A 26,854-nucleotide genomic window follows, 5' to 3' on the forward strand; every position below is an offset into this window, starting at 1 on the left:
CATTTGGGACCCCGTCTCCATCGATGTCCGGGTCATTGTTGTCCCCAACACCATTGCCATCTGTATCCGTATCCTCCATTGGATCCAATGGGAAGGCATCCTGGTCATCGGGCGTGCCATCATTGTCATCATCTGGATCCACATTGTTGCCCATGCCATCACCATCCGTATCCGTATCTTCTTTTGGATCGTATGGGAAGGCGTCCTGGTCATTTGGAACCCCGTCTCCATCGATGTCCGGGTCGCTGTTGTCCCCAACACCATTGCCATCCGTATCGGTGTCTTCCATTGGATCGTTCGGGAAGGCATCCGCTTTGTTGCCAACGCCGTCACCATCCGTATCCGTATCCTCCGTGGGGTCGTATGGGAAGGCGTCCTGGTCATTTGGGGTCCCGTCTCCATCTATGTCTGGGTCGCTGTTGTCCCCAACATTATCACCATCCGTATCCGTAGTTTCTTTTGGGTTGTATGGGAAGGCGTCTTGGTCATTTGGGGTCCCGTCTCCATCGATGTCTGGGTCGCTGTTGTCCCCAACATTATCGCCATCTGTATCCGTATCCTCATTCGGGTCGTTCGGGAAGGCATCCGCTTTGTTGCCAACGCCGTCACCATCCGTATCCGTATCCTCCGTGGGGTCGTATGGGAAGGCGTCCTGGTCATTTGGGGTCCCGTCTCCATCGATGTCTGGGTCGCTGTTGTCCCCAACATTATCGCCATCTGTATCCGTATCCTCATTCGGGTCGTTCGGGAAGGCATCCGCTTTGTTGCCAACGCCGTCACCATCCGTATCCGTATCCTCCGCGGGGTCGTATGGGAAGGCGTCCTGGTCATTTGGGGTCCCGTCTCCATCTATGTCTGGGTCGCTATTGTCCCCAATATTATCGCCATCCGTATCCGTAGTTTCTTTTGGGTCGTATGGGAAGGCGTCCTGGTCATTCGGGGTCCCGTCTCCATCGATGTCTGGGTCGCTGTTGTCCCCAACATTATCGCCATCTGTATCCGTATCCTCATTCGGGTCGTTCGGGAAGGCATCCGCTTTGTTGCCAACGCCGTCACCATCCGTATCCGTATCCTCCGTGGGGTCGTATGGGAAGGCGTCCTGGTCATTTGGGGTCCCGTCTCCATCTATGTCTGGGTCGCTGTTGTCCCCAACATTATCACCATCCGTATCCGTAGTTTCTTTTGGGTTGTATGGGAAGGCGTCTTGGTCATTTGGGGTTCCGTCTCCATCGATGTCTGGGTCGCTGTTGTCCCCAACATTATCGCCATCTGTATCCGTATCCTCATTCGGGTCGTTCGGGAAGGCATCCGCTTTGTTGCCAACGCCGTCACCATCCGTATCCGTATCCTCCGCGGGGTCGTATGGGAAGGCGTCCTGGTCATTTGGGGTCCCGTCTCCATCGATGTCTGGGTCGCTGTTGTCCCCAACATTATCGCCATCTGTATCCGTATCCTCATTCGGGTCGTTCGGGAAGGCATCCGCTTTGTTGCCAACGCCGTCACCATCCGTATCCGTATCCTCCGAGGGGTCATATGGGAAGGCGTCCTGGTCATTTGGGGTCCCGTCTCCATCTATGTCTGGGTCGCTGTTGTCTCCAACATTATCACCATCCGTATCCGTAGTTTCTTTTGGGTCGTATGGGAAGGCATCCTGGTCATTTGGAGTGCCATCTCCATCAATGTCTGGGTCGCTGTTATCCCCAACCTTATCGCCATCTGTATCCGTATCCTCATTCGGGTCGTATGGGAAGGCGTCATCCACATCAGGTGTGCCATCTCCATCAGAGTCTAAGCTTATAGTCACAATACCTACTTCGCTATAAGTTGTTCCACAACTGCCATTACTCAACTCTGCCCTGAATAAAGTGGTAGTTGCTATATTTGAATAAGGATAGGTATTGGAAGTATTCGCAATATTTGTCCAGATAATACCATTATCTGTTGACATTTGCCACTTATTTATGGTTCCTGTATAGTTAATAAGGGTAAGTGTTCCACTATTTGTTGCAGAGGAATGCGTTACCGAACTTATCTGACCTCCTTCAGGGGGCGTTCCATTGGTCACTGTAATTTGTTTGGAAGGCGAAGCTACTGGTGCACCACAGCCAGCAATTTCAACTAGAACCCTATAATAGAACGTTCCAGTAGAAGGCAAGGTTTGGGTAAATGTAGTTGCTGTACCCGTTTGATCTACCCATGTAGCATTGTCCGTAGAGCGTTGCCATTTATTAACTGTTCCCACCTGACCTGAGACATAAAGTTCCACATCAGATCCTGAACAAATAGTTGTGTTTTCCGCAAAGACGTTTCCAGGCTTAACTTCTTGCACATAGATTGGGATACTTGAGGTTACAAGACCATTACAGGTACTTGGCGACGTTGAATTCACTACGGCGCGATAATACATGGTCTCGTTTATATTCGTTACCGTCAAGGTGGTCGATGTAGAATTGATAGTCGTTCCTACAGTTATGAAATTATCCACGGAACTTTCCCAACGCACAACAGACCCCTGAAGACCAGTTAATGTAAGTGTTGTGGAATTTGTCCCTGGGCAAACATTTACGTTACCTCCCGTGATACTTCCGCTAGATGATCCCTGAACGAAAATATCTTTTGTAAAATGTGGGGATGCAGCTGTCTGATCGGTGGGCATATCCCCAAATTCCATAATACCTTTAATGGTTTGTGAGTTAGGAAAATCATTCCAATCACCTGCGGCGCCTGCATATACATGTCCATAGTGTTCAGAACCCAAATTATTGGGTTCTCCATTTCTCCAATTCAGATAAACTCCCGACATCCATCCACTATCCCCATTGGTGGTGGTTAATTGCGTTCCCTTTTCTGGTCCGGTCACCCAATAAAATTTACCTTCTGAGGCACTCTGGTCCGCATAGAGTGTATAACCTACAGCCTGGTTTATCAATTGATAATCATCCGAAGCCCCCATCCAAGAATTCTCTCCCACGAGTCTGGCTACAAATGTATTTTCTGCTGCACTGGTTAGGGTTACCAAATACCCTTCCCGTCCATAATACGAAATAGAGGCAGCCGAAGCCTGTGCGGATGTCCAACTGGAGGCAGTAGTGGTGAGGCGATAATAATGCCCGTTTAATGGATTGTAAAATGTTTGTCCGGCCACAAAAGAAACTTGCCGTGTCTCGGGCGAACATACACTACCTGTGGTAATGGTTACATTCCGTAAAAAACCCTGCCATTCGGCGGCTGTTTTAGTGCCTAAAAACACTATAGATCTCGTATTGGCATTCCAGCCACTTGTTGTAATTCCCGATGGTAATGAACCTGTAAATCCCAGAGCATCATTGGTACTGTATGAGTTGGTAATAGACACCGTAAAATTTGTGATAACTTGGGGCGCATTTACTGTTAAATCCGGAGCTACAATCTCAGCGGTACTAGAAAGAATAATCCTAGTATCCTGTGTACCCCCGACGCTAATTTGTCCATACGTTAGGGACAAACTAAAAAACGAAAATAAGAGTAATACTTTACTCCATAAAGAAAATCTGTGCATGTTGGTCAGCTGTTTTTTTGTTAAAAGAAAAAATGAACTTATTTTATTTAAAATAACATATGATTTTTTTTACAAAAAATAACACGTTATCGAAGCAAACGTACATTTAATCTGATTTTTAAAAATAAAAAAGTATCATCAACATTGACATATATCAATAAAACAATGTTTTTAATCGAATTATCATGCATTTAATCGCATTTATACACAAGAAATAAGCAAATACATACAATTTAAATAAATACCAATATTTTAGGATAGAAAAAAATAAAGACTGGCTTATTAATATTGTAGGTGCATAATAAGGATGAGTAATGCATTTCATTCTATAGTCAATCTTTAGTTCGAATTCGGGGTTAATCCACCTAACGCTTCATTGAAAAAATATTTGATTGTTTAAGTGTTCTTTTGGAACGTCAGTGAAAGTGAAAAGGACGTGAAGTTGAATGGCCCGTTGGGTGTAATTAACTAGAAATGCTTTTGATGATAAATTGAGGCCGTTAGAAATAAAATATCTCTGTATCGATAAGTATCTTGAAAGTCGAAGACCTCGTAAACAAGCACTTCTCCTGTACGCAGTGTGATAAACTTAACATAATTACCTGTAAACAATATTATACCCGACGGTGTGATATATTATTTATCACAATTTAGGGTGAGTTTAATGTTATATACTGCCCGCAATACCAAAAATCTTTATAGGTTATTAGAGATAAAACTCTATAAACAGGATCCTTTATTCATTTTTTAACTGCTCTTCATACATTTTCAAGTTGTCTTTAATGGCATCATCAAGATCGGGCTCTTGAATGTCTTTATATTCTTTTAATGTGTCGTATATTATTTTGGCTACCATGTAACGCGCAGAATCTTTATCATCTGCAGGAATGTTATACCAAGGCGCATAAGGTGTTGATGTTCTATTAATGGCATCTTCATAACAGCCTTGATAGGTATCCCAAAGCTTGCGTTCTTTTAAATCTCCAGGAGAGAACTTCCAATTTTTTTCTTGTTTATCTAATCTTCTCAAAAGCCTATCACGTTGCTCATCTTTTGAAAGATTTAAAAAGAACTTAAAAATAATAGTTCCGTTATCGACAATATGCTTTTCAAAATTATTTATTTCTTCAAAACGCTTATCCCAAAAAGCATCATTTACATCTTCAACCGAATTTACGGTTGGAAGGTTTTCACCCAAAATATACTCAGGATGTACACGTGTTACCAAAACATTTTCGTAATGTGTTCTATTAAAAATACTAAACTTACCACGTTCTGGTAAAGCTATATAATGACGCCATAAATAATCGTGTCTTAATTCTAGCTCAGTAGGCACTTTAAAACTGTGTACCACAACACCTCTAGCATTAAAGTCCTTAAACACCTCTCTAATTAAACTGTCTTTACCAGCAGTATCCATCCCTTGCAAACAAACCAAAACGCCATATTTTCCATGGGCATACATAGTGTCTTGAAGTTCCCCAAGCTTTTTTCTAATATCTTCTAATTCCTTATCGGCATTTTTTATAACTACTTTAGTTTTTGAATCTTTTAAGGATATGCTTGCAGGGATTTTAAAATCGTTTATGTTTACAGACTTCATATTTTTATGTTTATTGGATAATAATTCCTAAATATACTAAAACCATAAATTCGACGAACGACATTCTTGTTAATTATGGTTTTAATATATTTGACCTAACCTACTTATTAACTTAACCCGAATTTTATGGTAAAACATTACTTATTTTTATTATTTATACTGTCATATAATCTCTTTTTTGCCCAAAACTCTTGTGAAGGTGCTAATTCAGATTTGATTTATGCTTATTCACATGTAAAGTCCTCTTACAATTCCAATAATATATCACATTTAAAATATTATGCAAACAGATCTTTGGAAGCGTTTGAACGTTCTAAGAAAAAGTTAAAGGAATGTGGTTGTGAAACTGCTTACGACTTAGCTTATGATGCCGCTCAACTTTTAAGTAAAGTGGAAAGTGCTGAATCTTTTGAAGACGGTCGTTTTTTTGTTAAAAGAGCAAGAGACATAGCGCAACAAAGCGTTACAGAACTTGATAGATGTACCATTTCAACTAAAGAGATTCAAATTAATGCTGATAACCAAGAACTTTCTTCTTTACAAATGGAGCAAGAAAAATTGAAGCAACAACAAGAAGAACTAAAACGCAAATCTGAAGAAATTAAAATAAAAATGGCTGAACAGAATGCCATGGCATTAAAGCTTAAAAAGCAAGAAATGATCAATTCCTATAAAAGTGCCATATCTTCTAACATCGAAAGTTATAATAATGCGTTAAAAGCCTGCAATTGTGATAAAAACTTAATTACACTAGAAGATAAAAACATGGATGTTTCAGAAAAAAGTGAAGCAGAAATTAAGCGCTATTATTTGAATAGCCTTAAAAGCTTAAATTCAAACTATTTATACCAACTAAACTTATGTGATGATAACTAAATAAATCACTATAGACTAACAACCAAAGCCTTTAGACCAAACATGCCTGACCCAATAACTCCTTCCTATCTCGGGGAATTTCTCTTATAATTTTAGAGAGCTCCTTCCCTTCTATTTTTTAACAATTCTACTTATATTTTGTGATGGACCATACACTATATAAATGTGAACTTGGTATTTACCCACAACTCCTTTTTGAATATTGATACCTTCTGAATCAATAATTTGTATCAAAAATTTTCTGCATTCTTTTTGAACATCTCCCAGTGACACAGGGTAATGGCATTTAGTACTCCTACTATATGTGCGGTTAAGCGGGAAAATGTATATCCATTATTATTTGCTCTGACATAAAACAAAGGAGATTTTTTAGAAGCTAAAGCGAAATGTACTAAAGGCATAGTTTTCACTAATTTTGAGACCAATAAAATACTAAAGCATTCCAGACTAAAGTTTGAAAGGTTTCCAGGAATTGTCTGTACATGCAACTATTTACTCATAAACACCAAACAAACTACCTAAGATCAGTGCTTACCAAAAGCCTTGACTCCTGCTTCTACTCTCGTTTTTAAATAATTTTCACGTGGTACAATGGGACATGAATATTTGTCGTTATAAGCACAATATGGGTTGTAGGCGGTGTTAAAGTCAACAGCTAAGCTGTCTCCTTTAGGGATTCTTAAATCTATGTAACGTCCGCCACCATAACTTTCCAAGCCGTTTGTTTCATCTAGAAAAGGTAAAAACAAATAATCCTCTAAGCCTTCTTTCTTCATGGTCTCTTGCCCTTGATACACATTTAGCTGATAGGTTTTTCCTTTTAATTCAAAATGCAAAATACCAAAAACACGTTCTTTAGATACTCTACTGGTGGTGGTTCGCATATTAAACCATTTAGAATCTGGGGTTCTCTCTAACTGCGCTTTTACAACGTATGTAGAATCAACTTTAAAAAAATCCAATCCTTCAAACTTTTTTCGGTCTTTATCTTTTAAAGGCGATTTGCTGGCATCTTTATATTCGGCATTCAACTCACGCTGAAATTCCGTGTCGCCTTGTATAGGTCGTTTTTGGGCACAACTGGTTAAGCATAACATACCTATCAAAAAAGTGACTAATAGTTTCATTTAAAAATATTTGTTCCAAAAATACAACTTCAAAAGAATATTTTTATAAATTTGAGACATCAAAAAATTAAAAACAATTATGCGCCATAACGTCACAATTTGTATGAAGCGATCAACCTCTTTAAAAGAGATGAGTTGGGCTTGTTATATATTGTGGTGATATGAATTAATATATTACAATATTTAAAAAGTCCGACTTCACCGTCGGACTTTTTTGTTTTCAGCTAAAAAATCAATCAAAAAAACGAATCACTAACCAAAAAATGAAACTATTATTCAATAAATATCTAAACACGTTTAAAGGACTATCAACTGAGGTTTGGTGGCTTGCTTTAATTACGCTTATCAATAGGGCTGGCACCATGGTAATCCCTTTCCTATCTCTGTATTTAAAAGAAGATTTACATTTTACCATTAGTGATGTGGGTTGGATTATGAGTGCTTTTGGATTGGGTTCGGTAGCAGGTTCTTGGTTAGGCGGCAAACTAACGGATAAAATAGGCTATTATAAAGTGATGGTTGGAAGTCTTTTTATCAGTGGTATTTTGTTTATAGCCTTGCAAATAGCCCATACATTTACAACAGTATGCTTGGGTGTATTTATAGTAATGCTTGCTGGAGATGCCTTTAGACCAGCTATTTTTGTGGCACTTAATGCGTATAGTAAACCTGAAAACAAAATACGTTCTTTAACCTTAATAAGGCTGGCCATCAACTTAGGGTTTTCAGCGGGACCCGCTATTGGCGGGCTTATTATAACTGGCTTAAGTTATGGCGGTTTATTTTGGGTAGATGGTATTACCTGTATTTTGGCATCTTTATTAATGGTACAGGTTTTAAACCCTAAAAAGGCAAAGGTATTGGATGCTATTGTGAATGAAAATCCTATTTCGGCATATAAAGACAAAGCTTTTTTAGTTTTTTTAGTCGCGATGACTTTATTTGGGATTGTGTTTTTACAATATTTTTCAACCGTACCCATTTATTACAAAGACGTTCATAAACTAAGTGAACTACAAATTGGGATTATATTAGGCTTAAATGGTTTTCTTATTTTTATCTTTGAAATGCCATTGATAAAATGGTTGGAAAATACGAGATTTACCAAGTTAGGTCTTATGTTTTTTGGAGCGCTCTTAACAGGCATTAGCTTGTTAGTGCTTAACTTAACAAGTTGGTCGGGTATTTTAATTATTGGGATGCTCCTTATGACGTTTGGGGAAATGATAGCGTTCCCTTTCTCGAACGCCTTTGCAGCTGATAGAGCCAAAAAAGGAAATCAAGGCGAATATATGGCATTGTATTCCATATCGTTCTCCATAGGTCATATTTTTGGACATAACGCCGGCTTACAAATGACGAATGTGCTGGGATTTAGCATGACTTGGGATATTATTGCGGGCATTGCCCTGGTATGTGCCCTTATATTATTTAGTTTAAATAGGAATTTAATAAAACTTAAACCTTGACAATAGAAAAAGACATCATCATTATTGGCGCAGGCCCTATAGGAATTGCCTGTGCTTTAGAATGTAAAAAAAGACATTGGAATTATGTGGTTATCGAAAAGGGGGCACTCACCAACTCCCTTTTTAATTACCCTAGGAATATGACCTTCTTCTCTACTTCAGAGAAATTGGAAATAGATAATATTCCGTTTATAAGTAACCATCCAAAGCCCAATAGAGATGAGGCTTTGGAGTATTACAGACGGGTGGCTATTTCAAATAACCTTCCTATCAATTTGTATGAAACGGTTCGTTCTATCAAAAAAGAAGACGATGTTTTTTCAATTTCAACGAGTAAAAATAATTACAGTTCCAAGAGGGTCATTATTTCTACGGGGTTTTATGATATCCCTAAGTTATTGGATATTCCTGGTGAAAACCTCCCTAAAGTAACTCATTATTACAAAGAAGCCCATAATTACGCGATGCAACATGTGGTAGTGATTGGCGCAAGCAATTCGGCTGTTGATGCCGCTTTGGAAATTTATAGAAAGGGTGGATATGTTACTATGGTGGTTCGTGGTGAAGGTATTGGTGAACGTGTAAAATATTGGGTTCGCCCCGATATTGTAAACCGTATTGAAGAAGGCAGTATTAAGGCTTATTATCATTCTGAAGTAATAAAAATAGGTGAACATAGTGTTGATATTCAAACGCCTGACGGATTAAAGACCATAGAAAATGACTATGTGGTGGCTCTTACTGGCTATTTACCAAACTTTGACCTTTTGAAGGAGAGTGGTATTGAATTATCGGATGATGGTAGAAAAATACCCAACTACAATCCAGAAACCATGGAATCTAATATTGAAGGTCTGTATTTAGCTGGTGTAATTTGTGGTGGGAAAGAAACCCATAAGTGGTTTATTGAAAACTCCAGAGTGCATGCCGAATTAATAGCAAAACATATCTCTGAAAAAACTAAATTATAGGTTTTAATTCTTTTTGTTTCACCACATGGGATAATACAATTTGGGTTTTGGTTTCGCCGTATACAATAAGTTGATCTATAAACTGTTCTAAATGTTTTTGGTTTTTTAAAACTACTTCCATTACAAAGTTTTCATCACCCGTGATGCGATAACAATTAACGATTTCATCATAGGTTTTTACTTTTTCAAGAAAAGGTTTTAATTTCCCCATAAAAGCCCTCATGGTGATGATCGCTTTCAATTGATACCCGATTTCAAATGGAGACACCAAGGTTTTGTAGCCTTGTATCACACCTAAATCTTCCATTTTTTTGATACGTTCAGAAACTGCTGGCGAGCTAATCCCAACCTGTCTCCCAATTTCGGCATTAGACTGTCTGGCATTTTGCTGTAAGCACTTTAAAATTTTCCAATTAAGACCATCTATATTCATTTAAAGTAAATTAACATTAAAAAATTAATTATTAAACCAAATATACGATTTTACTTTAAAACCTAAAGACGATTACCATTTTTAGTGAGTAATTTTGAGTAAAATTGCTTAGGAAAATGTTATCGAATACACCTACTCATTTGTATGACTTGCCTATATATAAAAAGGCAATGGAAATATTTGCCCTGTCTCAAAATATTTCGGTGTATTTAAATCATGATTTATCCGGATTAAAAGATGATGGGTCTGAAGATATCAATATCTATTTCTCAGGAGATATCATACAGCAATCTGTGTCGCTAGCTCCCGAAATCGTGAATGCAGAATTGGAACGTTATTCCGAAAGAAAGCACAAACACATTGCTTCCCTAAAACGTCTTACCAATTTGCTTTACAAAAACTCTTATAGACTTGAGCGTTCTAACAGCAATGGTAAAGATTTTCTCCCTATTTTACGTGCTGAATTAAGAAAGTTCAAGAAGCTACAACGTAGTTGGATGTTGAGTTTATAATCAACAAAAAACGTTTACTTTTATAAATAAAAAAAACATACATCAAAAGACATATGTTTTTTAGTTAGAGGTTATATGGTTAGTAATAAAACAATAAACCTTATTGTTGATATAAAGCAATTTACATTTATAGATTGCACTATAAATAGCGATGCTAAAATATTATTTTAAATATATATATATTAAAAAAAGGACATCTATTATTGATATATGTCAATCTTTATGATTCTTTTGAAACCTCATTGTGACTTCAATCTCGACAATGTTTCTGGTCTCATATTAAGAAGTGATGCCAAGTATTTATTAGGCAACCGTTTAATGATTTCGGGACTTGTGATGCTTAAAAAATATTCATATCTATCTTTAGCTATAGGAATTCTTGCCATAAATGCACGGTACTCAGCATGCAGATAGTAATCCTCCATCAATATCCTATTTAGATGGCTCATTTCACTAAAGTTTTTTAAGGCATAATGCATATCCTTAAAACTTAAACTTTCAGTAAATGTATCTTCAAGGCAGTGTATATTTTCTAAAGCAGGTTCGTTTTTAAAATATCCAGAGATTGAAGTAACCAATGTACTATCTACACTCACCCAGGTTGTTATATCGGTATTATTATGATTAAAATAACCTCTTACCAAACCTTGTCTAATAAGGTGTATTCTATCACACACTTCACCTTTCTTAACAATATAATCCCCTTTCTTATATTTTGACGAAATGAGCACATTAGTGAAAAACTTATTGAGTGGTTTTGATAAAGGGTAAATTGAATTTAGTAGAGCTATAGTAAAAAAATGATTGTATTTTTTATTAGGCATGAGGGATATTTTGATCACGAAAATATATAAATTTCTATAATTGACAAGTCAATTTTAGGGTAACTTTACTCTATAATTAACATGTTGTGCATTTTGAATGAAATTTGCTATTTCGATTGAATTTGGGAATCATACTGAACCAATTCATATAGAAACACTTATACTTTATAGGAGGTCTCGACATAAAATTTTTTACAATTTTTTTTTCGAACTAACATTCCATGATATTAGATAAATTAACATGTACAACGGAATATTATTAAAATAAAAATCCTCATAGATGTTATTCTACAAGGATTTTGCTTGACTATTAAAATGGATCGTTTTAATCTATATAAGCACTGTGTGTAAAATTAATGATGTCACCTTCAACTTGATAATATTTTTCTGATTTAATAACATTTATCAACCAATCTAAGTGGTTCTTAGACTGTCTTTTAAAATTATAATTTAAAGTAGTTTTCATAGCTGAAAAAAGTTAAATTGTTTGGGATTAACACTGTAAAATTAATGCTAGATATTTAGTCTAACTATTTTCTTAAACTTTATTAGTTTAAGAGTTCAATTAATTCTATGACGTACAAGAATTTGCAAAAATGAGCGATGAAATATCCATTGAATTTTAGTCAATTCTGTAAAATCATATTCTATGGTTATTGTTAAATAATTTTGGGTATTTTTAGGAACTGAAATTATTTTAAACAACATGAATAAAATTACCATTTTAATACATTGTAAAGACAGAAGAAATATTATTGCTACGATAACCAACTTTATCGCCGAAAAAGGAGGTAATATTGTATACATCGATCAACATGTGGATAGGGAGCAAAATATATTTTTCATGCGTTTAGAAAGTGAGTTTATAGTAGATGGCTTTTCTACAGACATTTTTAAAGAAGCTTTTGAAACTCATTTGGCTACTAAATTTGAAATGAAATGGCGTATATATTCTACTGCAATCAAGCCAAAAATGGCATTGTTTGTCTCAAAATATGACCATTGTTTGTATGATTTATTGGGACGTTACAATTCTGGCGAACTTAATCTAGAGATTCCCTTTATAATAAGTAATCACAATGATTTAAAACCAATTGCCGATAGTTTTAATATTCCTTTTTACCATATTCCTGTTACTAAAGACACTAAAGTGGAAGCTGAAAACAAACAACTAGAACTTCTAGAAAAACATCAAATAAACTTTATCGTTTTGGCTCGCTATATGCAAATAATCTCAGAAAAATTAATAAAAAAATATCCAAACAAAATCATCAATATCCACCATTCCTTTTTACCTGCGTTTGTTGGCGCAAAACCCTATCATTCCGCTTATAAAAGAGGCGTTAAAATCATTGGTGCTACTAGCCACTATGTTACGGAAGAATTGGATGCAGGCCCTATTATAGATCAAGGTGTTGCTCGAGTATCCCATACTCATTCAATTGAAGATTTAATTGCTAAAGGTCGGGATTTAGAAAAAATTGTATTGGCAAATGCCGTTAAATTACATACCAATAGAAAAGTGATGGTTTTTAATAATAAAACCGTTATTTTTTCTTAATTTGTTTTACTAATCCCATATCAAATACATTATGATTCGTAAATTTTTAATATTGGCAGTCATTTTTAACCTTACTGCATGTGCTGAGTTACAACAAGTGGTCAATCAATTACCGCAAGGAACTCTAGGCAATGATGAGATTGCTTCTGGACTGCGACAAGCCTTGGATTTTGGAATAGATAAACAAGTAAGTAAGCTAACCCAAACCGATGGTTTTTTTAAAAATGAATTGGTCAAGATTTTATTACCAGATGAACTTAAAAAAGTAGATAAAGCCTTAAGAGATGTTGGTTTAAGCAATTTGGCAGATGAAGGCTTAAAAGTATTAAATAGAGCTGCTGAAGATGCTGTGAAAGAGGCAACTCCTATTTTTGTTGATGCTGTAAAAGGCATTACGTTTGCTGATGCTAAAAATATTTTACTGGGCAGCGATAATGCGGCCACACAGTATTTAACCAGCAAAACTGAAACATCATTATATGCGAAATTCCATCCTGTTATTAAAAAATCTTTTAGTAAAGTTGGAGCAGACCAAATTTGGAGTAATTTAATCACTAGATATAACGCATTACCGTTTACTGCAGATGTAAATCCTGATTTAACAGATTATGTGACCAATGAAGCATTAAAAGGCGTTTATACCATGATTGCTATTGAAGAAAAAGATATTAGAACAAAATATTCGTCTAGAACCACCGATTTATTAAAAAGGGTCTTTGCATTACAAGATTAGCATTATTTCAAAAAAATATCATTTATTTTTAATTTTAAAATAAAAAATGTATATTTAATTATCTCTTATTCAGTAATTAGATGAATAGAATTGATATTATAAGGAATCATGAAGTTAAACTCCACAAGCGATACAAAGAACTTGTTGAAGAAGCTTATAATTTACGCCAGATTGATTCTGCTCTTAGTGATATATCAGAATTTAAAGCCATAAAACTTCTCAATAAGCTTAATAGACTTAAATATCTGTCCAGAGAAAAAACATTACCTATCCTTTAGAATTTTTTATCAATTCTTTAACTTATAGCTTACGTCCAAATCTTAAAAAAGCTCGTAATTTATAGTATAAAAAATCAAGTTATGAGTCCCCATTTTTGTAGAGTTGGTAAAATTAAACCAAACGTAAATAAATTAATTAGCCTTATGGAGCTGGAAAATATGATACTTAATTTTGTTGAAGATGCCAGTAAAATTGACTATCCTGAAAGTTTAAAGGCTAATTTTTAAATAAGTAAATGTATTATTTACTTAAAATAGCTTCCATTTCCTGTTGAAGCTCTAAGGCTTTTTGTGCTGCAATGTGAGCAAAATCCTCTTTATTGGAAGCATATATAATGCCTCTAGAAGAATTTATGAGTAACCCTACACTAGAATTCATTCCATATTTACAAACATCCTGTAAATTTCCTCCTTGTGCACCAACACCAGGAACCAATAAAAAACTATCTGGAATTATTTTTCTTATATCGACCAAATATTCAGCTTTTGTAGCTCCAACCACATACATTAAATTCTCTGAATTGTTCCATGTTTTCGATGTTTCCAAAACTTGTTTGTAAAGTTCTTTACCTTCAATTGTTTTAGTTTGAAAATCAAAAGCCCCTTCATTTGATGTCAAAGCCAACAAAATAGTATGTTTATTTTCTAAAGCCAGAAAAGGTTCAACGGAATCTTTTCCCATATATGGAGCGACAGTTATAGAATCAAATGCTAAATCCTCTAAAAAAGCTTTTGCATACATACTACTTGTATTACCAATGTCTCCTCGTTTGGCATCAGCAATCGTAAAAATGTCAGGATAATTCTCGTTTAAATACTTAATTGTTTTTTCAAGGGCTTTCCAACCTTTTAAACCATACGCTTCATAAAAGGCCGTGTTTGGCTTATAAGCCACACATACTTGGTGTGTTGCGTCTATAATGGCTTTGTTAAAAGTAAAAATAGGATCTTCTTCTTGTAATAAGTGGGAAGGTATTTTCTTTAAATCGACATCTAACCCAATACATAGAAAGGATTTCTTTTTTTTTATTTCTGAAATGAGTTGGTTTTGGGTCATATTTTTTTTGCCACTAATTCACGAATGTTAAGTTTTTTGTTTTGGATACATTCCTATGAAAACAGGAATGACAAGCTAAATATTCGTGAATTGGTGGCATTTTTTTTAAATTACATCATTATTAGCTTTCAATTTCTCAGTATTTTCTGCGAGTTGTAATTCGTCTATAATTCTTTGGATATCGCCATTTACAATATTTCCTAAATCGTAAAGTGTCAATCCAATTCTATGGTCTGTGACACGTCCTTGCGGGTAGTTATAGGTTCTAATTTTAGCACTTCTATCTCCTGAAGACACCATCGAGCCACGTTTCGCTGCATCGGCTTCATTCTTTTTAGCTAACTCTATATCATACAAACGAGAACGCAATACTTTAAAGGCTTTTTCTTTGTTTTTATGTTGCGATTTTTGGTCTTGACATTGCGCCACCAATCCTGTTGGAATATGCGTTAAACGTACCGCTGAATAAGTCGTATTTACAGACTGCCCCCCAGGTCCTGAAGAACAGAAAAAATCGATACGTACGTCTTTTGGATTGATTTCAATATCAAACTCTTCAGCTTCCGGAAACACCATGACGGTTGCTGCACTGGTGTGGACACGTCCTTGGGTTTCGGTCTGTGGCACACGCTGTACACGATGAACACCTGCTTCAAATTTTAAAGTACCATACACATCTTCACCCGATACTTCAAACTGGATTTCTTTAAATCCACCATTGGTGCCTTCACTAAAATCTACCGTATCTACTTTCCAACCTTTGCTTTCGCAATATTTAGAATACATTTTAAATAAATCACCAGCAAAAATACTGGCTTCATCACCACCTGTTCCTGCACGTAATTCCACTACGGCATTTTTAGTATCTTCTGGATCTTTAGGTATTAAAAGGAATTTTATTTCATCTTCCAATTTGGGAATTCGTGCTTTGGCTTCTTCATACTGCATTTTGGCCATGTCTGCCATTTCAGGATCACTTTTATCTGAAAGCATCTCTTCTGCTTCTGCTAAGTTATTAGTGACTTCAATATATTCTGCACGCTTATCAATAAGAACTTTTAGGTCTTTATATTCTTTATTTAAAGCTATATAACGTTTCTGGTCGGTCATTATATCCGGCTGAATGATTAAATCACTCACCTCATCAAAACGTTGTTTTATTATTTGTAATTTCTCTAACATCTACCTGTTTAAATTGTGAGGCAAAAATACGATAATTTATGAATTCTATATATTATCTAAAACATCTTATAAATGGATATTAAAAATAATGTTAGTTTTAAGTCGTTATCAACATATTATGCAAAAACTAATCTCCATATTTTCCTTTTACAAACCTTATTTTTTTTGGTCTATGGGGATAACCATATTCTTATTTATACTTTTCAATCAAAACATCCCACTTTTCGGTCACAAAGTTTTTTTGATAATTATAGCTAAGATTTTCTTGATTTCATCCTTGGCTTATTTTATTAATGCTTCTTCATTCAAACAAAAACTAATATTCTATAAAAATTTAGGGATATCTACCTTCATGTTGTTTTTTATGTTTTTTGTCATCGATTTTGTATGGACCATTCTCCTTCTCATTACTATTAAAATATTTATATGATTGTAGAGATAGATAATGTAGAACTATATTTTAAAGAAAAATGCATTTTAAATGGCATTTATTTAAAAGCTGAAACAGGAAACATCACAGGGATTTTAGGAAGCAATGGCTGTGGAAAAACATGTTTGCTAAGAATTTTATTTGGGGATTTAAATTCAAAATACAAATTAATACGAGTTGATAACAAACCTATTTTAAAACCTTTATATCAAACCCATTTAGTAGCTTACTTACCTCAACATCATTTTATACCAAATAACCTAAAAATTAAAACGGTATTTAAACTTTTTAAGGTGAACTGGAATGATTTTATAAAAGTCTTTGAGTCTTTCATTTTATTCGAACATTCAAAGTTCAACAGACTTTCTGGTGGTGAACGGCGGATTATTGAAATCTATATCATACTTAAATCCTCAAGTAAAATAGTCTTATTAGATGAACCCTTTTCTCATATAGCGCCTTTATATATTGAAAAAATAAAAGATTTAATTGAAACTGAAAAACATCAAAAGGCAATTATAATTACCGATCATATGTACCGACATATAATTTCAATTTCAGATACCATGTATCTTATAAAAAACGGCAGTACCAAGCTTATTGAAAACCTAAAAGCACTTGAAGATTATAGCTATTTAAGCATTGGAGCTTTAGACTGAGAAATAATTTTTCATTTTTACTTTTTTTAGCTTGTCTTTATCCGAAAAAAGGACAATCTTCGTTTAACATAACATATAAAATATTAAAAGGATTTCATATCAAGTCGTTGTATTCATGGGATGGTACCACATGTCAAGTGGATACGATGTAAGAAAGTTGAAAATAATCACAAAAAAAGAATTGACTAAATTGGTACATTGTTTATTGGTAGAATGGTCCCATTTAAAGGATGATTTATTTTATTTTTGCTTCCCACATTCAAAGACAAGAAACATCCAGCCTTTAAAACAATATATTTGTAAACTATGAAAAAAATATTAGCTGTATTATTTATTACCGTTCAAACAATTGCTTTTGGTCAGTTACCTGCATCAGGTAAAATGCAATCCGACAAACCCAATTTGCTCCCCCCGTTTCCAGAAACACGAGAAAAGCAAGCCATAAACAGTGTTGAAATGGGAGATTGGAAAACATTTCCAGAAATGATTTTGGATATCCCCATAGCTGATGGTCCATTTAAGCCAACATGGGAATCCATCGAGGAAAATTATCCAGGAGAACCTTCTTGGCTCCGCGAGGCAAAGTTTGGAATATGGGTGCATTTTGGACCACAATCAGCTGGAGAAAGTGGTGACTGGTACGCTCGTAATCTGTACAAATCAGATTATTTAGCCTATAAAAACCATCTTAAAAATTTTGGGCACCCCTCTAAAGTGGGTTATAAGGAAGTGTTACGCGACTGGAATCCCATAAAGCTCGACCCTGCTGCGCTCACTAAAATATATGAAGATGCTGGTGCCCGTTTCCTCATGATTCAAGGAGTACATCATGATAACTACGATTTGTGGAACTCAAAATATCAACCATGGAATTCCGTCAACATCGGACCTAAAAGAGATTTAATCGGTGAATGGGCCGCAGCTTGCCGTGCCAACAATATGCACTTTGGTGTAACGTTCCATCATGAATATACCTGGTGGTGGTGGCAAACTGCATTTGGAGCCGATGTAGATGGTAACAAAATGGGGGTTCCTTACGATGGTAACCTGACACTTGCTGATGGGAAAGGCAAATGGTGGGAAGGATACGATCCCCGCATGCTTTACGGCATCGACTTACGAGAATACAACGGTGTAAGAGACGCAGCAAATTCGTCATGGTCTCCTCCTCCCGCAGGTATATTCTCGAATCACTTGGATTATGCCAAATGGTACACGACCCAATGGGCTTTAAGGATGATGGATGTGGTAGAACATTATGATCCTGATTTCATATACACCGACGGTACGGTTCAGGGGCCATTCACTGGCGATGGTACAGGAACCGGTATTAAAGCTAATGCCATGCCGCTAGTTATGGCCGATTATTATAATCGCACCCTTCAAAAGCGTGGAGAGGTGAATACTTTTAGCATTGTAAAGTTCCGTCACAATACAAATGGCACTGTAAATACTGAGGAATTTGGTATTCCTGCCGATATTAAAACCGATCAACCTTGGATTGCCGAAGCACCTGTTGGTGACTGGTTTTATGCCCCTGACTTTACTTATGATGCTGGCATGATGATTCACTACATTATTGAGGCCATTGCCAGAGATGGTAATGCCGCGCTTTGTATTTCTATTCTACCCGATGGATCGTTAGACGAAGGTTCCATTTCGATGTTGAAAGCTGTTGGCTTATGGATGCGTCAAAATGGTGAGGCCGTTTACGGAAGTCATGCCTGGAGCATACCCGGTGAAGGAGAAATAGTCAATGGAAAATTAAGAATGTTTCCAGGAGGAAAACTTGACAGCAAACATGCCGAATTTAAATTTAGTCCGCAGGATTTTCGCTTTACAATTGGTAAAAACAGCTCCCTTTATGCATTCTGTATGACTGTTCCAGAACCTGGCACAAAGTTGAAAATAAAATCAATTGACCAAGATGGGAAAAACTTGGGCAAACCTGTGAAAACGGTGAAGCTAATCGGTTATGATGGCAAATTAAATTGGAAACAAGAAGCCGATGGACTTGTAATTACATGTCCTGATAAAATGCCTTTTGCAACATCGGTAGTTTTCAAAATTAACTAACAAATGTCTTTCAAGAATAATTGCGGGTACAATAGGTGGCGCAACATAGTGTCTCTTCCAATAGTCCAATATCAATAAGGCTAAATACGAACGCAGCCGTTCATCCCTACCATTTTTAGCACCAAAGATAAATGAGCACAGAATACCTCTAATACAAAAAAAAAGGAAGTTAATTAACCCATTAACTTCCTTTTTCAATACTTATTATAAAATTATCATCCACATTTAGAAGACCCGCAGTCTTTACAGGTTAAACAGCCTTCTTGATAAATTAAGTTTTCAGATTTACAATTATCACATACCTGCCCTTTTACTTGAGTACCGTCTTCAACATAGCGTTTTAAGGCACGTACCACACCATTTTTCCATGTATTGATAGATTCACTATCCAGTTGTAAACTATTTATTAAATCGACAATTTTATCGATGGGCATGCCATGGCGAAGGGTACTAGAAATAAGTTTGGCATAATTCCAGTACTCTGGATTAAACTTATGAGATAATCCTTCAATAGTAGTTTTATAGCCTCGTATGTTCTTATATTGAAAATCGTATCGAGATGTGCCATCGGCATTTCTATTTTTTATAATAACACCCTCATTCACCCATCTTGGAATTAAAATACCATCTTCATCATCAGCTAAACCTGTAAAAATCTCATAAGGTTTTCCTTCTATCAAACCAATAAAGGCAATCCATTTTTCTTTATTATTTTGAAATCGAACTACATCGGCCTCCAAAGACTCTGGACGCTTTTTAGGAAATGGGGTTAATATATTTTGATTTTTATCTTCCTTCTCATCATTCGCAATTAACACCCCTGAACGAGAACCATCCCGATAAACGGTAACACCCTTACAACCAACTTCCCAAGCTTTTAAATATAAAGAACCTACTAAATCTTCCGTAGCATCGTTTGGCAAATTGATGGTCACACTTATGGAATGGTCTACCCATTTTTGAATAGCTCCTTGCATAGATACTTTACTTAACCAATCTACATCATTGGACGTTGCTTTATAATAAGGTGATTTTTTAATTAATTTGTTTATTTCTTTTTGGGAATAATTAATCGAGGTATCAATACCATTTACTTCCATCCATTGTTTGAAGCGATGATGGAAAACCACATATTCTTCCCAAGAATCGCCTACTTCATCAACAAAATCAATACGTGCTTCTTTATCACTCGGATTCACTTTTCTCCTTCGTTTGTAAACGGGCATAAATACGGGTTCAATACCAGATGATGTCTGCGTCATTAAACTAGTAGTTCCTGTTGGCGCAATGGTTAATAAGGCAATGTTTCGTCTGCCGTATTCCAACATATCATAATATAATTTACTATCTGCTTCTTTTAAACGTTGAATGAAAGGGTTATTTTTTTCGCGTTCTGCATCAAAAACTAAAAAGGCGCCCCGCTCTTTTGCTAAATGCACAGAGCCTCTATAAGCTTCAATAGCTATGGTTTTATGCACTTCTAAAGAAAATGCATTGCCAGCTTCGCTGCCATATTGGATACCCAAGGCTGCTAGCATATCTCCTTCTGCCGTGATACCAATACCTGTTCTTCTTCCTTCCTCCGCTTTATTCTTTATGTTATTCCAAAGATTTCTTTCTATAGCCTTAACCTCATCTAGCTCAGGATCGGCATCGATTTTTTGCATGATAGCATCGATTTTCTCCAATTCCAAATCGATAATATCATCCATAATGCGTTGGGCATAGGCAATATGTTCTTTAAATAAATCGAAATTAAAACTAGCCTTTTCTGTGAACGGACGTTCCACATAAGAAAATAAATTAATTGCCAACAATCGGCAAGAATCATAGGGACATAATGGTATTTCCCCACAAGGATTTGTCGATACGGTTTTATATCCTAAATCGGCATAACAATCTGGTATGGATTCATTTATAATAGTGTCCCAAAACAGAATACCTGGTTCTGCAGATTTCCAAGCGTTATAAACTATTTTTTTCCATAAAGCATTCGCATCAATGGTTTTAGAAACCTTAGGTTCGCTACTAAAAATAGGATATTTTTGAACATATGCTGTGCCATTTTTAACGGCTTCCATAAAACTGTCGTCTATTCTAACCGATACATTGGCACCCGTAACTTTCCCTTGCTCTAGTTTTGCATTAATAAAATCTTCTGAATCTGGATGATTAATAGAGACCGATAACATTAAAGCTCCTCGCCTACCATCTTGTGCAACCTCTCTTGTGGAATTGGAATAGCGTTCCATAAAAGGCACAATACCTGTAGAAGTCAACGCTGAATTATTGACCGGAGAGCCTTTCGGACGAATGTGCGATAAATCATGCCCCACTCCCCCACGGCGTTTCATGAGCTGTACCTGCTCTTGGTCAATTTTCATAACGCCACCATAAGAATCGGAATTGCCAGAATTTCCAATTACAAAACAATTTGAAAGCGACGCTATTTGATATGGATTACCAATGCCAGCCATAGGACTACCTTGCGGAACAATGTATTTAAAATCTTTAATTAAATTAAAAATAGCATCTTCACTTAAAGGATTGGTGTATTTTTTTTCTACTCTAGCCAATTCTTTGGCTATACGACGGTGCATATCGTTTGGTGTTAACTCATATATATGCCCTTGGGAATCTTTTAAAGCATATTTATTCAACCAAACTCGAGCAGCTAAATCATCATTTTTAAAATATTCTAAAGATGCTTTAAATGCGTCATCTTGTGTGTAAGTTTTAGGTGGTAGTTTGGATACATCTGCTTTCATTGTTATTTTTTTGATATGAATTAATAATTTTAAACCGTAAAATAACAAAAAATAAAGAACTTAAAACATGACAAATATCATGAAGTTATCAAAAAACACCTGTTAATATACTCATTTTTAATTACTTAATTTTTTATCAACACTAAAAAGTTAACAAATTATTGAAATAATAAAAAATATATAATTTAAAAATCTACCGCAAACCCAATACCTAAAAACTGTTTCCATTGAACTTTGGCACCAGCTTCATCAAATTCTCCCGCAACAGCGGAAGGTACCGACGTTTTTACGTCATCATCATACTTTAAATGAGATTCTAAAGTAGCCCTAACAAAACTATTTACTTTAAAGTCAAAATTCACTTTCCAGTCAACATCTACATTGCCAAAATTATTTATGTAATCAGAATACAGAGTTAATAGATTTTTAGCAACTATATTTTGAGCAATTTCCATTTGGTAACTGTTAGTGATTAAAATACCGGCCTCAGTTCTTGATTTACTTCCTTTTTTAATTAAAACCCCATCTGTATCATAAACCGCAGGTGTTACCCCAAACTTACCCGCATTAGCTAAATCGTCATCTAAAACAAAGGTGGTTTTTAATGTAATGGGGGATAAATAAAATGATAATTCATCAATATTACGACCATATTCCATACCACCTCCAAAAAACAAATAGCCCGGAGCCATAAACTTAGATATAGGATTATCTGTATTGGGGTATTGATAACCTTCGGCAAATTGGGTTTTAAGATTGAATCGTGCAGAATAAAACCAATTCGATTTTTCATCAGGACTAAATCCGAAATTTGAATTAATATCTAGTAAATCCGTTGTTTTTCTAGTTTCTCTTCCTTGTTGCCCATTCACACCGTACCCAGCCACAAGACTATTTTTCCAAAAAAAATATTTATCAGTATAATCATAAGAAAACTGATAGCCCAATAATGCGGAAATAGAATTGCTACCTCCCGCATTCCAATTCACAAAGGTCACCTCGTTTAAATCTACACTAAACTTATTTTTTTGAATCCACTCCGGTCTTATTTCTTTTTCTTTCTTGTCTTTTAAAAACAGGGAATCTGGTTGCGCATTGGAAAAGTTGAAAATGAAGCAAAATAAAATAAAAAAAATACTCTTCATGGTTGATTGAGAACTTTGCATGATACAAATAAAAATTAAGGCTTAACTAAAAAACATTCTTTCTACCAAAAACTATTCCGTTTTAGCCTATTAAAATAATTTTAATAGTTAAACTCCCCAAACTCACTTTTTATTGTAAGCTTTTTGGTATTTGATGCTTCAACACGACCAATAATTTTAGCATCTACATTGAAAGATTTTGAGATTGAAATAATATCATTGGCTGCTTCAGGAGACACATACAACTCCATTCTATGCCCACAATTAAAAACTTGGTACATTTCTTTCCAATCTGTTTTAGACTGCTCCTGTATTAATTTAAACAATGGTGGCACAGGGAACATAGCATCTTTAACAATATGAAACTGATCGACAAAATGAAGAATTTTTGTTTGTGCCCCACCAGAGCAATGAACCATACCATGGATAGTGTCGCTAGTATATTTTGATAAAACTTCCTTTATAATAGGCGCATAGGTTCTGGTTGGCGATAATACTAATTTACCCGCGTCAATGGGCGAGTCTTTTACAGTATCCGTCAATTTCATGTGTCCTGAATACACCAAGTTCTCAGGGACTGAAGCATCAAAACTCTCTGGGTATTTTTTTGCCAAATAGTTGTCAAATACATCATGGCGAGCTGAGGTTAAGCCGTTACTGCCCATCCCTCCGTTATATGATGTCTCATAAGTTGCCTGTCCAAAACTTTCCAACCCCACAATAACATCGCCTGCTTTAATGTTGGCATTATCGATAACATGACTTCGTTTCATTCTAGCCGTTACCGTAGAATCAACAATAATAGTGCGAACTAAATCTCCAACATCTGCAGTTTCTCCTCCAGTTGAATGAATGGTGACCCCGAATGATTTTAATTCTGAAATCAACTCTTCAGTACCATTAATAATAGCTGAAATAACATCTCCAGGAATCAAGTTTTTATTTCTTCCTATGGTTGACGACAACATAATATTATCTGTAGCCCCTACACATAGTAAATCGTCAATATTCATGATTAAGGCATCTTGAGCAATGCCTTTCCAAACAGAAACATCCCCAGTTTCTTTCCAATACATATAGGCTAAAGACGATTTTGTTCCAGCACCATCGGCATGCATAATCAAGCAATAATCGTCATCATTTGTTAAATAATCAGGAACAATTTTGCAGAATGCCTTTGGGAACAATCCTTTGTCTATATTTTTAATAGCATTGTGAACATCTTCTTTTGATGCCGAAACACCGCGCTCCGCATAACGTTTACTTACTTCTTGACCCATAGTATCATATTGTGCTGCAAATTTAATTTTTTGAATTAAAAAATCCCGCTTTTTAAAGCAGGATTTTCCAAATGATACGAACTATCTTGTAAACATTAATTCTCTATACTTTGTTAATGGCCAAATCTCATCATCGACCAGTAACTCTAATTTATCACAATGATAACGGATATCATCAAACAAAGGTTTCACATTAAAACAGTAAGCATGGGCTTTCTTTTCTATATCCTGTATGTTATTTGCTTTCTTACGTTCATTAGTCATTTTGGTTACATTCGCATTTATACTCTCAATATGGGTGGATATTTCTTCCATTAACACCAGTTGTTCTTTAGCCAATTTCTTATAATCTACTTCAAAAATATCTTTTAATCCTTTTACATTTTCAATTAAAATATTTTGATACTTTACAGCTGTAGGCACTACGTGATTTCGTGCAATATCACCTAAAACGCGACTTTCTATTTGAATATGGTTAACATAATCTTCCATTTCCACTTCATAACGCGCCTCCATTTCTATTTTACTCAGAACCTCCATTTCTTCAAATAAAGCAATCGATTTTTTGGATATTTTGGCTTTTAAAGCTTCAGGAGTTGTTTTATTATTACTTAAACCTCTTTTTTTAGCTTCTTTTTCCCAAGCCTCGCTATAACCATTACCTTCAAAAAGAATGTTTTTCAATCCTTTTATATATTCTCTTAATATATTGAAAATGGCTTCATCTTTTTTCAAACCTTTACCATCAATAAGTTCATCTACTTCAACTTTAAAATCCTTTAATTGTTTGGCAACAATAGTGTTTAAAATGGTCATAGGATTAGCACAATTTGCTTTAGAACCAACAGCCCTAAATTCAAATTTATTACCCGTAAAAGCAAAAGGCGATGTTCTATTTCTGTCTGTGTTATCCAATAAAACATCAGGAATCTTCCCAATAACATTAAGCTTTAAATCTGTTTTTTCTTCTGGAGACAGTTTTCCTTTGGTGACACCTTCCAATTCTTCAAGAACTTTAGTTAATTGTTCCCCAATAAATACTGAAATGATGGCGGGAGGCGCTTCATTTGCACCCAATCTATGATCATTTCCAGCAGAAGCAATAGTTGCTCTTAAAAGTTCTTCATTTTCATGAACCGCTTTGATGGTATTTATAAAAAAGGTTAGAAACTGAAGATTGCTCATAGGCGTTTTACCCGGTCCCAAAAGATTAACTCCTGTGTCTGTGGACAATGACCAATTATTATGTTTTCCAGAGCCATTAACCCCTGCAAATGGTTTTTCATGCAACAATACTTTAAAATTATGCCTAGAAGCCACACGCCCCATAATATCCATTAGCAATGAATTATGGTCAACAGCTAAATTAGCTTCTTCATAAATAGGAGCTAATTCAAATTGATTAGGAGCGACTTCATTATGCCTTGTTTTTGCTGGAATTCCCAAATACATACATTCAATCTCTAAGTCACGCATAAAATTTAATGCCCTATTAGGAATGGAACCAAAATAGTGGTCATCTAGTTGTTGTCCCTTGGCGGAAGAGTGTCCCAACAAAGTTCTGCCTGTTAAAAGGATATCTGGCCGACTAGCTACGAGTGCCTTGTCTATTAAAAAATATTCCTGCTCCCAACCTAGTGAAGACGTTACTTTTCGAACGTTTTTATCAAAATATTTACATACCTCAGTGGCCGCATTATCAACCGCTAGCAATGCTCTTAACAAAGGTGTTTTATAATCTAAAGCCTCGCCTGTATAAGCCACAAATATGGTTGGAATACACAATGTTGTACCATAAATAAATGCCGGAGAGGTAGGATCCCAAGCCGTATAACCCCTAGCTTCAAAAGTATTTCTTATACCTCCACTCGGAAAGCTAGAGGCATCAGGTTCTTGTTGCACTAATTGGCTTCCTCCAAATTTCTCAACAGATATACCCTCTCCAATAGTTTCAAAAAAAGCATCATGCTTTTCAGCGGTTGCGCCTGTTAAAGGTTGAAACCAATGTGTATAATGTGTAACACCTTTAGATAGTGCCCAATCCCTCATAGAAGACGCTACTTGGTCCGCAATATTTCTATCAATTTTTTTCCCATGTTTTACAGCGTTCATAACACCTTTAAAAGCATCCTTTGTTAAATACTGACGCATGGTATTTTCGTTAAAAACGTTTTTACCAAATATATCTGAACGACGTTCTTTCTCTTCTATTAGAATGGGCTTATGTGCCAAAGATTCTTTGATGGCATGAAATCTTAATATAGACATAGTTTAGAGTATTAATTATATTTTAAAGCATAAAAACTTCAACACAAAAATAAGTATCAAAGTC

The 26,854-nt window shown here is 35.6% G+C and carries 23 protein-coding genes; 10 read left to right on the forward strand and 13 right to left on the reverse strand.

Features of this window, described 5'->3' with window-relative positions; genetic code table 11:
- On the reverse strand, positions 1–3,538 hold a 3,538-nt coding region (locus tag DKT72_RS08125), incomplete at its 3' end, for a thrombospondin type 3 repeat-containing protein (protein ID WP_220628104.1).
- 736 nt (positions 3,539–4,274) lie between these two features.
- Entirely contained in the window at positions 4,275–5,141 is an 867-nt protein-coding gene (locus tag DKT72_RS08130; protein ID WP_111308244.1) for a PPK2 family polyphosphate kinase, read from the reverse strand.
- A 126-nt stretch (positions 5,142–5,267) separates the two neighbouring features.
- Between DKT72_RS08130 and DKT72_RS08135 the strand changes: the two genes are divergently transcribed.
- Complete coding sequence (locus DKT72_RS08135; RefSeq protein WP_111308245.1) at positions 5,268–6,017, forward strand: coiled-coil domain-containing protein; 750 nt, start codon at positions 5,268–5,270, stop codon at positions 6,015–6,017.
- Positions 6,018–6,128: 111 nt separating this feature from the next.
- Here DKT72_RS08135 and DKT72_RS18710 read toward each other — a convergent pair whose 3' ends face one another.
- Both DKT72_RS18710 and DKT72_RS08145 read right to left on the reverse strand, forming a co-directional pair.
- The gene (locus DKT72_RS18710) at positions 6,129–6,347 is read right to left on the reverse strand and encodes a transposase (RefSeq protein WP_111308246.1); all 219 of its coding nucleotides are present in this window, start codon (positions 6,345–6,347) and stop codon (positions 6,129–6,131) included.
- Positions 6,348–6,541: 194 nt separating this feature from the next.
- Entirely contained in the window at positions 6,542–7,144 is a 603-nt protein-coding gene (locus DKT72_RS08145; RefSeq protein ID WP_111308247.1) for a DUF1684 domain-containing protein, read from the reverse strand.
- A 263-nt stretch (positions 7,145–7,407) separates the two neighbouring features.
- Here DKT72_RS08145 and DKT72_RS08150 point away from each other — a divergent pair, with 263 nt between their 5' ends.
- Entirely contained in the window at positions 7,408–8,613 is a 1,206-nt protein-coding gene (locus DKT72_RS08150; protein ID WP_111308248.1) for an MDR family MFS transporter, read from the forward strand.
- Complete coding sequence (locus tag DKT72_RS08155) at positions 8,610–9,584, forward strand: YpdA family putative bacillithiol disulfide reductase (RefSeq protein ID WP_111308249.1); 975 nt, start codon at positions 8,610–8,612, stop codon at positions 9,582–9,584. The genes DKT72_RS08150 and DKT72_RS08155 overlap by 4 nt, the downstream gene beginning before the upstream one ends.
- Here DKT72_RS08155 and DKT72_RS08160 read toward each other — a convergent pair.
- Positions 9,574–10,017 carry an Lrp/AsnC family transcriptional regulator gene (locus DKT72_RS08160; protein ID WP_111308250.1) on the reverse strand — a complete coding sequence of 148 codons (444 nt, stop codon included), beginning with the start codon at positions 10,015–10,017 and terminating at the stop codon, positions 9,574–9,576. The genes DKT72_RS08155 and DKT72_RS08160 overlap by 11 nt on opposite strands.
- A 116-nt stretch (positions 10,018–10,133) precedes the next feature.
- Between DKT72_RS08160 and DKT72_RS08165 the strand changes: the two genes are divergently transcribed.
- Positions 10,134–10,529, forward strand: coding sequence for a hypothetical protein (locus DKT72_RS08165; RefSeq protein ID WP_111308251.1), 396 nt, complete (start codon positions 10,134–10,136; stop codon positions 10,527–10,529).
- Positions 10,530–10,768: 239 nt separating this feature from the next.
- Here DKT72_RS08165 and DKT72_RS08170 read toward each other — a convergent pair whose 3' ends face one another.
- Both DKT72_RS08170 and DKT72_RS18200 read right to left on the reverse strand, forming a co-directional pair.
- Entirely contained in the window at positions 10,769–11,353 is a 585-nt protein-coding gene (locus DKT72_RS08170) for a Crp/Fnr family transcriptional regulator (protein ID WP_111308252.1), read from the reverse strand.
- A 325-nt stretch (positions 11,354–11,678) separates the two neighbouring features.
- Positions 11,679–11,819, reverse strand: a complete 141-nt coding sequence (locus DKT72_RS18200; protein WP_162623269.1) for a hypothetical protein — start codon at positions 11,817–11,819, stop codon at positions 11,679–11,681.
- A 240-nt stretch (positions 11,820–12,059) separates the two neighbouring features.
- Between DKT72_RS18200 and purU the strand changes: the two genes are divergently transcribed.
- The 4 genes from purU (at position 12,060) to DKT72_RS18205 (ending at position 14,153) form a co-directional block, all read left to right on the forward strand.
- The gene (gene purU / locus DKT72_RS08175; protein WP_111308253.1) at positions 12,060–12,914 is read left to right on the forward strand and encodes a formyltetrahydrofolate deformylase; all 855 of its coding nucleotides are present in this window, start codon (positions 12,060–12,062) and stop codon (positions 12,912–12,914) included.
- Between the two features lie 31 nt (positions 12,915–12,945).
- Positions 12,946–13,647, forward strand: a complete 702-nt coding sequence (locus DKT72_RS08180; RefSeq protein WP_111308254.1) for a DUF4197 domain-containing protein — start codon at positions 12,946–12,948, stop codon at positions 13,645–13,647.
- Positions 13,648–13,727: 80 nt separating this feature from the next.
- Positions 13,728–13,925 (forward strand): Lacal_2735 family protein, encoded by a 198-nt coding sequence (locus tag DKT72_RS08185; RefSeq protein WP_111308255.1) that lies wholly within the window; start codon positions 13,728–13,730, stop codon positions 13,923–13,925.
- An 81-nt stretch (positions 13,926–14,006) separates the two neighbouring features.
- Positions 14,007–14,153: a hypothetical protein gene (locus DKT72_RS18205; RefSeq protein WP_162623270.1), complete on the forward strand. Its 147-nt coding sequence runs from the start codon at positions 14,007–14,009 to the stop codon at positions 14,151–14,153.
- A gap of 13 nt (positions 14,154–14,166) precedes the next feature.
- Here the strand turns inward: DKT72_RS18205 and pyrF are convergent, their stop codons facing one another.
- The gene (pyrF, locus tag DKT72_RS08190) at positions 14,167–14,982 is read right to left on the reverse strand and encodes an orotidine-5'-phosphate decarboxylase (RefSeq protein WP_111308256.1); all 816 of its coding nucleotides are present in this window, start codon (positions 14,980–14,982) and stop codon (positions 14,167–14,169) included.
- A gap of 105 nt (positions 14,983–15,087) precedes the next feature.
- The gene (gene prfA / locus DKT72_RS08195) at positions 15,088–16,164 is read right to left on the reverse strand and encodes a peptide chain release factor 1 (protein ID WP_111308257.1); all 1,077 of its coding nucleotides are present in this window, start codon (positions 16,162–16,164) and stop codon (positions 15,088–15,090) included.
- 426 nt (positions 16,165–16,590) lie between these two features.
- Here prfA and DKT72_RS08205 point away from each other — a divergent pair, with 426 nt between their 5' ends.
- Together DKT72_RS08205 and DKT72_RS08210 are read left to right on the forward strand one after the other, a co-directional pair.
- Positions 16,591–17,253: an ATP-binding cassette domain-containing protein gene (locus tag DKT72_RS08205; RefSeq protein ID WP_111308259.1), complete on the forward strand. Its 663-nt coding sequence runs from the start codon at positions 16,591–16,593 to the stop codon at positions 17,251–17,253.
- Positions 17,254–17,655: 402 nt separating this feature from the next.
- Entirely contained in the window at positions 17,656–19,329 is a 1,674-nt protein-coding gene (locus tag DKT72_RS08210) for an alpha-L-fucosidase (RefSeq protein ID WP_235841653.1), read from the forward strand.
- Between the two features lie 215 nt (positions 19,330–19,544).
- Here the strand turns inward: DKT72_RS08210 and DKT72_RS08215 are convergent, their stop codons facing one another.
- From DKT72_RS08215 to DKT72_RS08230, 4 genes are all read right to left on the reverse strand, one after another.
- Positions 19,545–22,097, reverse strand: coding sequence for an adenosylcobalamin-dependent ribonucleoside-diphosphate reductase (locus tag DKT72_RS08215; protein ID WP_111308261.1), 2,553 nt, complete (start codon positions 22,095–22,097; stop codon positions 19,545–19,547).
- Positions 22,098–22,282: 185 nt separating this feature from the next.
- The gene (locus tag DKT72_RS08220; protein WP_111308415.1) at positions 22,283–23,242 is read right to left on the reverse strand and encodes a DUF3078 domain-containing protein; all 960 of its coding nucleotides are present in this window, start codon (positions 23,240–23,242) and stop codon (positions 22,283–22,285) included.
- A 101-nt stretch (positions 23,243–23,343) separates the two neighbouring features.
- On the reverse strand, positions 23,344–24,522 hold the full coding sequence (locus tag DKT72_RS08225) for an AIR synthase related protein (protein WP_111308262.1): 1,179 nt from the start codon (positions 24,520–24,522) through the stop codon (positions 23,344–23,346).
- Positions 24,523–24,603: 81 nt separating this feature from the next.
- Positions 24,604–26,790: a glutamine synthetase III family protein gene (locus DKT72_RS08230; protein ID WP_111308263.1), complete on the reverse strand. Its 2,187-nt coding sequence runs from the start codon at positions 26,788–26,790 to the stop codon at positions 24,604–24,606.
- Between the last annotated feature and the right edge of the window lie 64 nt (positions 26,791–26,854).

It is taken from the genome of Confluentibacter sediminis (assembly GCF_003258355.1).
Taxonomy (GTDB): Bacteria; Bacteroidota; Bacteroidia; order Flavobacteriales; family Flavobacteriaceae; genus Confluentibacter; species Confluentibacter sediminis.

Bases quoted from the DNA above. Each gene is read 5' to 3' on its own strand.
- DKT72_RS08130 (WP_111308244.1), bottom strand. From the start codon at position 5,141: ATGAAGTCTGTAAACATAAACGATTTTAAAATCCCTGCAAGCATATCC.
- DKT72_RS08135 (WP_111308245.1), top strand. From the start codon at position 5,268: ATGGTAAAACATTACTTATTTTTATTATTTATACTGTCATATAATCTC.
- DKT72_RS08145 (WP_111308247.1), bottom strand. From the start codon at position 7,144: ATGAAACTATTAGTCACTTTTTTGATAGGTATGTTATGCTTAACCAGT.
- DKT72_RS08150 (WP_111308248.1), top strand. From the start codon at position 7,408: ATGAAACTATTATTCAATAAATATCTAAACACGTTTAAAGGACTATCA.
- DKT72_RS08160 (WP_111308250.1), bottom strand. From the start codon at position 10,017: ATGAATATAGATGGTCTTAATTGGAAAATTTTAAAGTGCTTACAGCAA.
- DKT72_RS08165 (WP_111308251.1), top strand. From the start codon at position 10,134: ATGTTATCGAATACACCTACTCATTTGTATGACTTGCCTATATATAAA.
- DKT72_RS08170 (WP_111308252.1), bottom strand. From the start codon at position 11,353: ATGCCTAATAAAAAATACAATCATTTTTTTACTATAGCTCTACTAAAT.
- DKT72_RS18200 (WP_162623269.1), bottom strand. From the start codon at position 11,819: ATGAAAACTACTTTAAATTATAATTTTAAAAGACAGTCTAAGAACCAC.
- purU (WP_111308253.1), top strand. From the start codon at position 12,060: ATGAATAAAATTACCATTTTAATACATTGTAAAGACAGAAGAAATATT.
- DKT72_RS08180 (WP_111308254.1), top strand. From the start codon at position 12,946: ATGATTCGTAAATTTTTAATATTGGCAGTCATTTTTAACCTTACTGCA.
- DKT72_RS08185 (WP_111308255.1), top strand. From the start codon at position 13,728: ATGAATAGAATTGATATTATAAGGAATCATGAAGTTAAACTCCACAAG.
- DKT72_RS18205 (WP_162623270.1), top strand. From the start codon at position 14,007: ATGAGTCCCCATTTTTGTAGAGTTGGTAAAATTAAACCAAACGTAAAT.
- pyrF (WP_111308256.1), bottom strand. From the start codon at position 14,982: ATGACCCAAAACCAACTCATTTCAGAAATAAAAAAAAAGAAATCCTTT.
- prfA (WP_111308257.1), bottom strand. From the start codon at position 16,164: ATGTTAGAGAAATTACAAATAATAAAACAACGTTTTGATGAGGTGAGT.
- DKT72_RS08205 (WP_111308259.1), top strand. From the start codon at position 16,591: ATGATTGTAGAGATAGATAATGTAGAACTATATTTTAAAGAAAAATGC.
- DKT72_RS08215 (WP_111308261.1), bottom strand. From the start codon at position 22,097: ATGAAAGCAGATGTATCCAAACTACCACCTAAAACTTACACACAAGAT.
- DKT72_RS08220 (WP_111308415.1), bottom strand. From the start codon at position 23,242: ATGAAGAGTATTTTTTTTATTTTATTTTGCTTCATTTTCAACTTTTCC.
- DKT72_RS08225 (WP_111308262.1), bottom strand. From the start codon at position 24,522: ATGGGTCAAGAAGTAAGTAAACGTTATGCGGAGCGCGGTGTTTCGGCA.
- DKT72_RS08230 (WP_111308263.1), bottom strand. From the start codon at position 26,790: ATGTCTATATTAAGATTTCATGCCATCAAAGAATCTTTGGCACATAAG.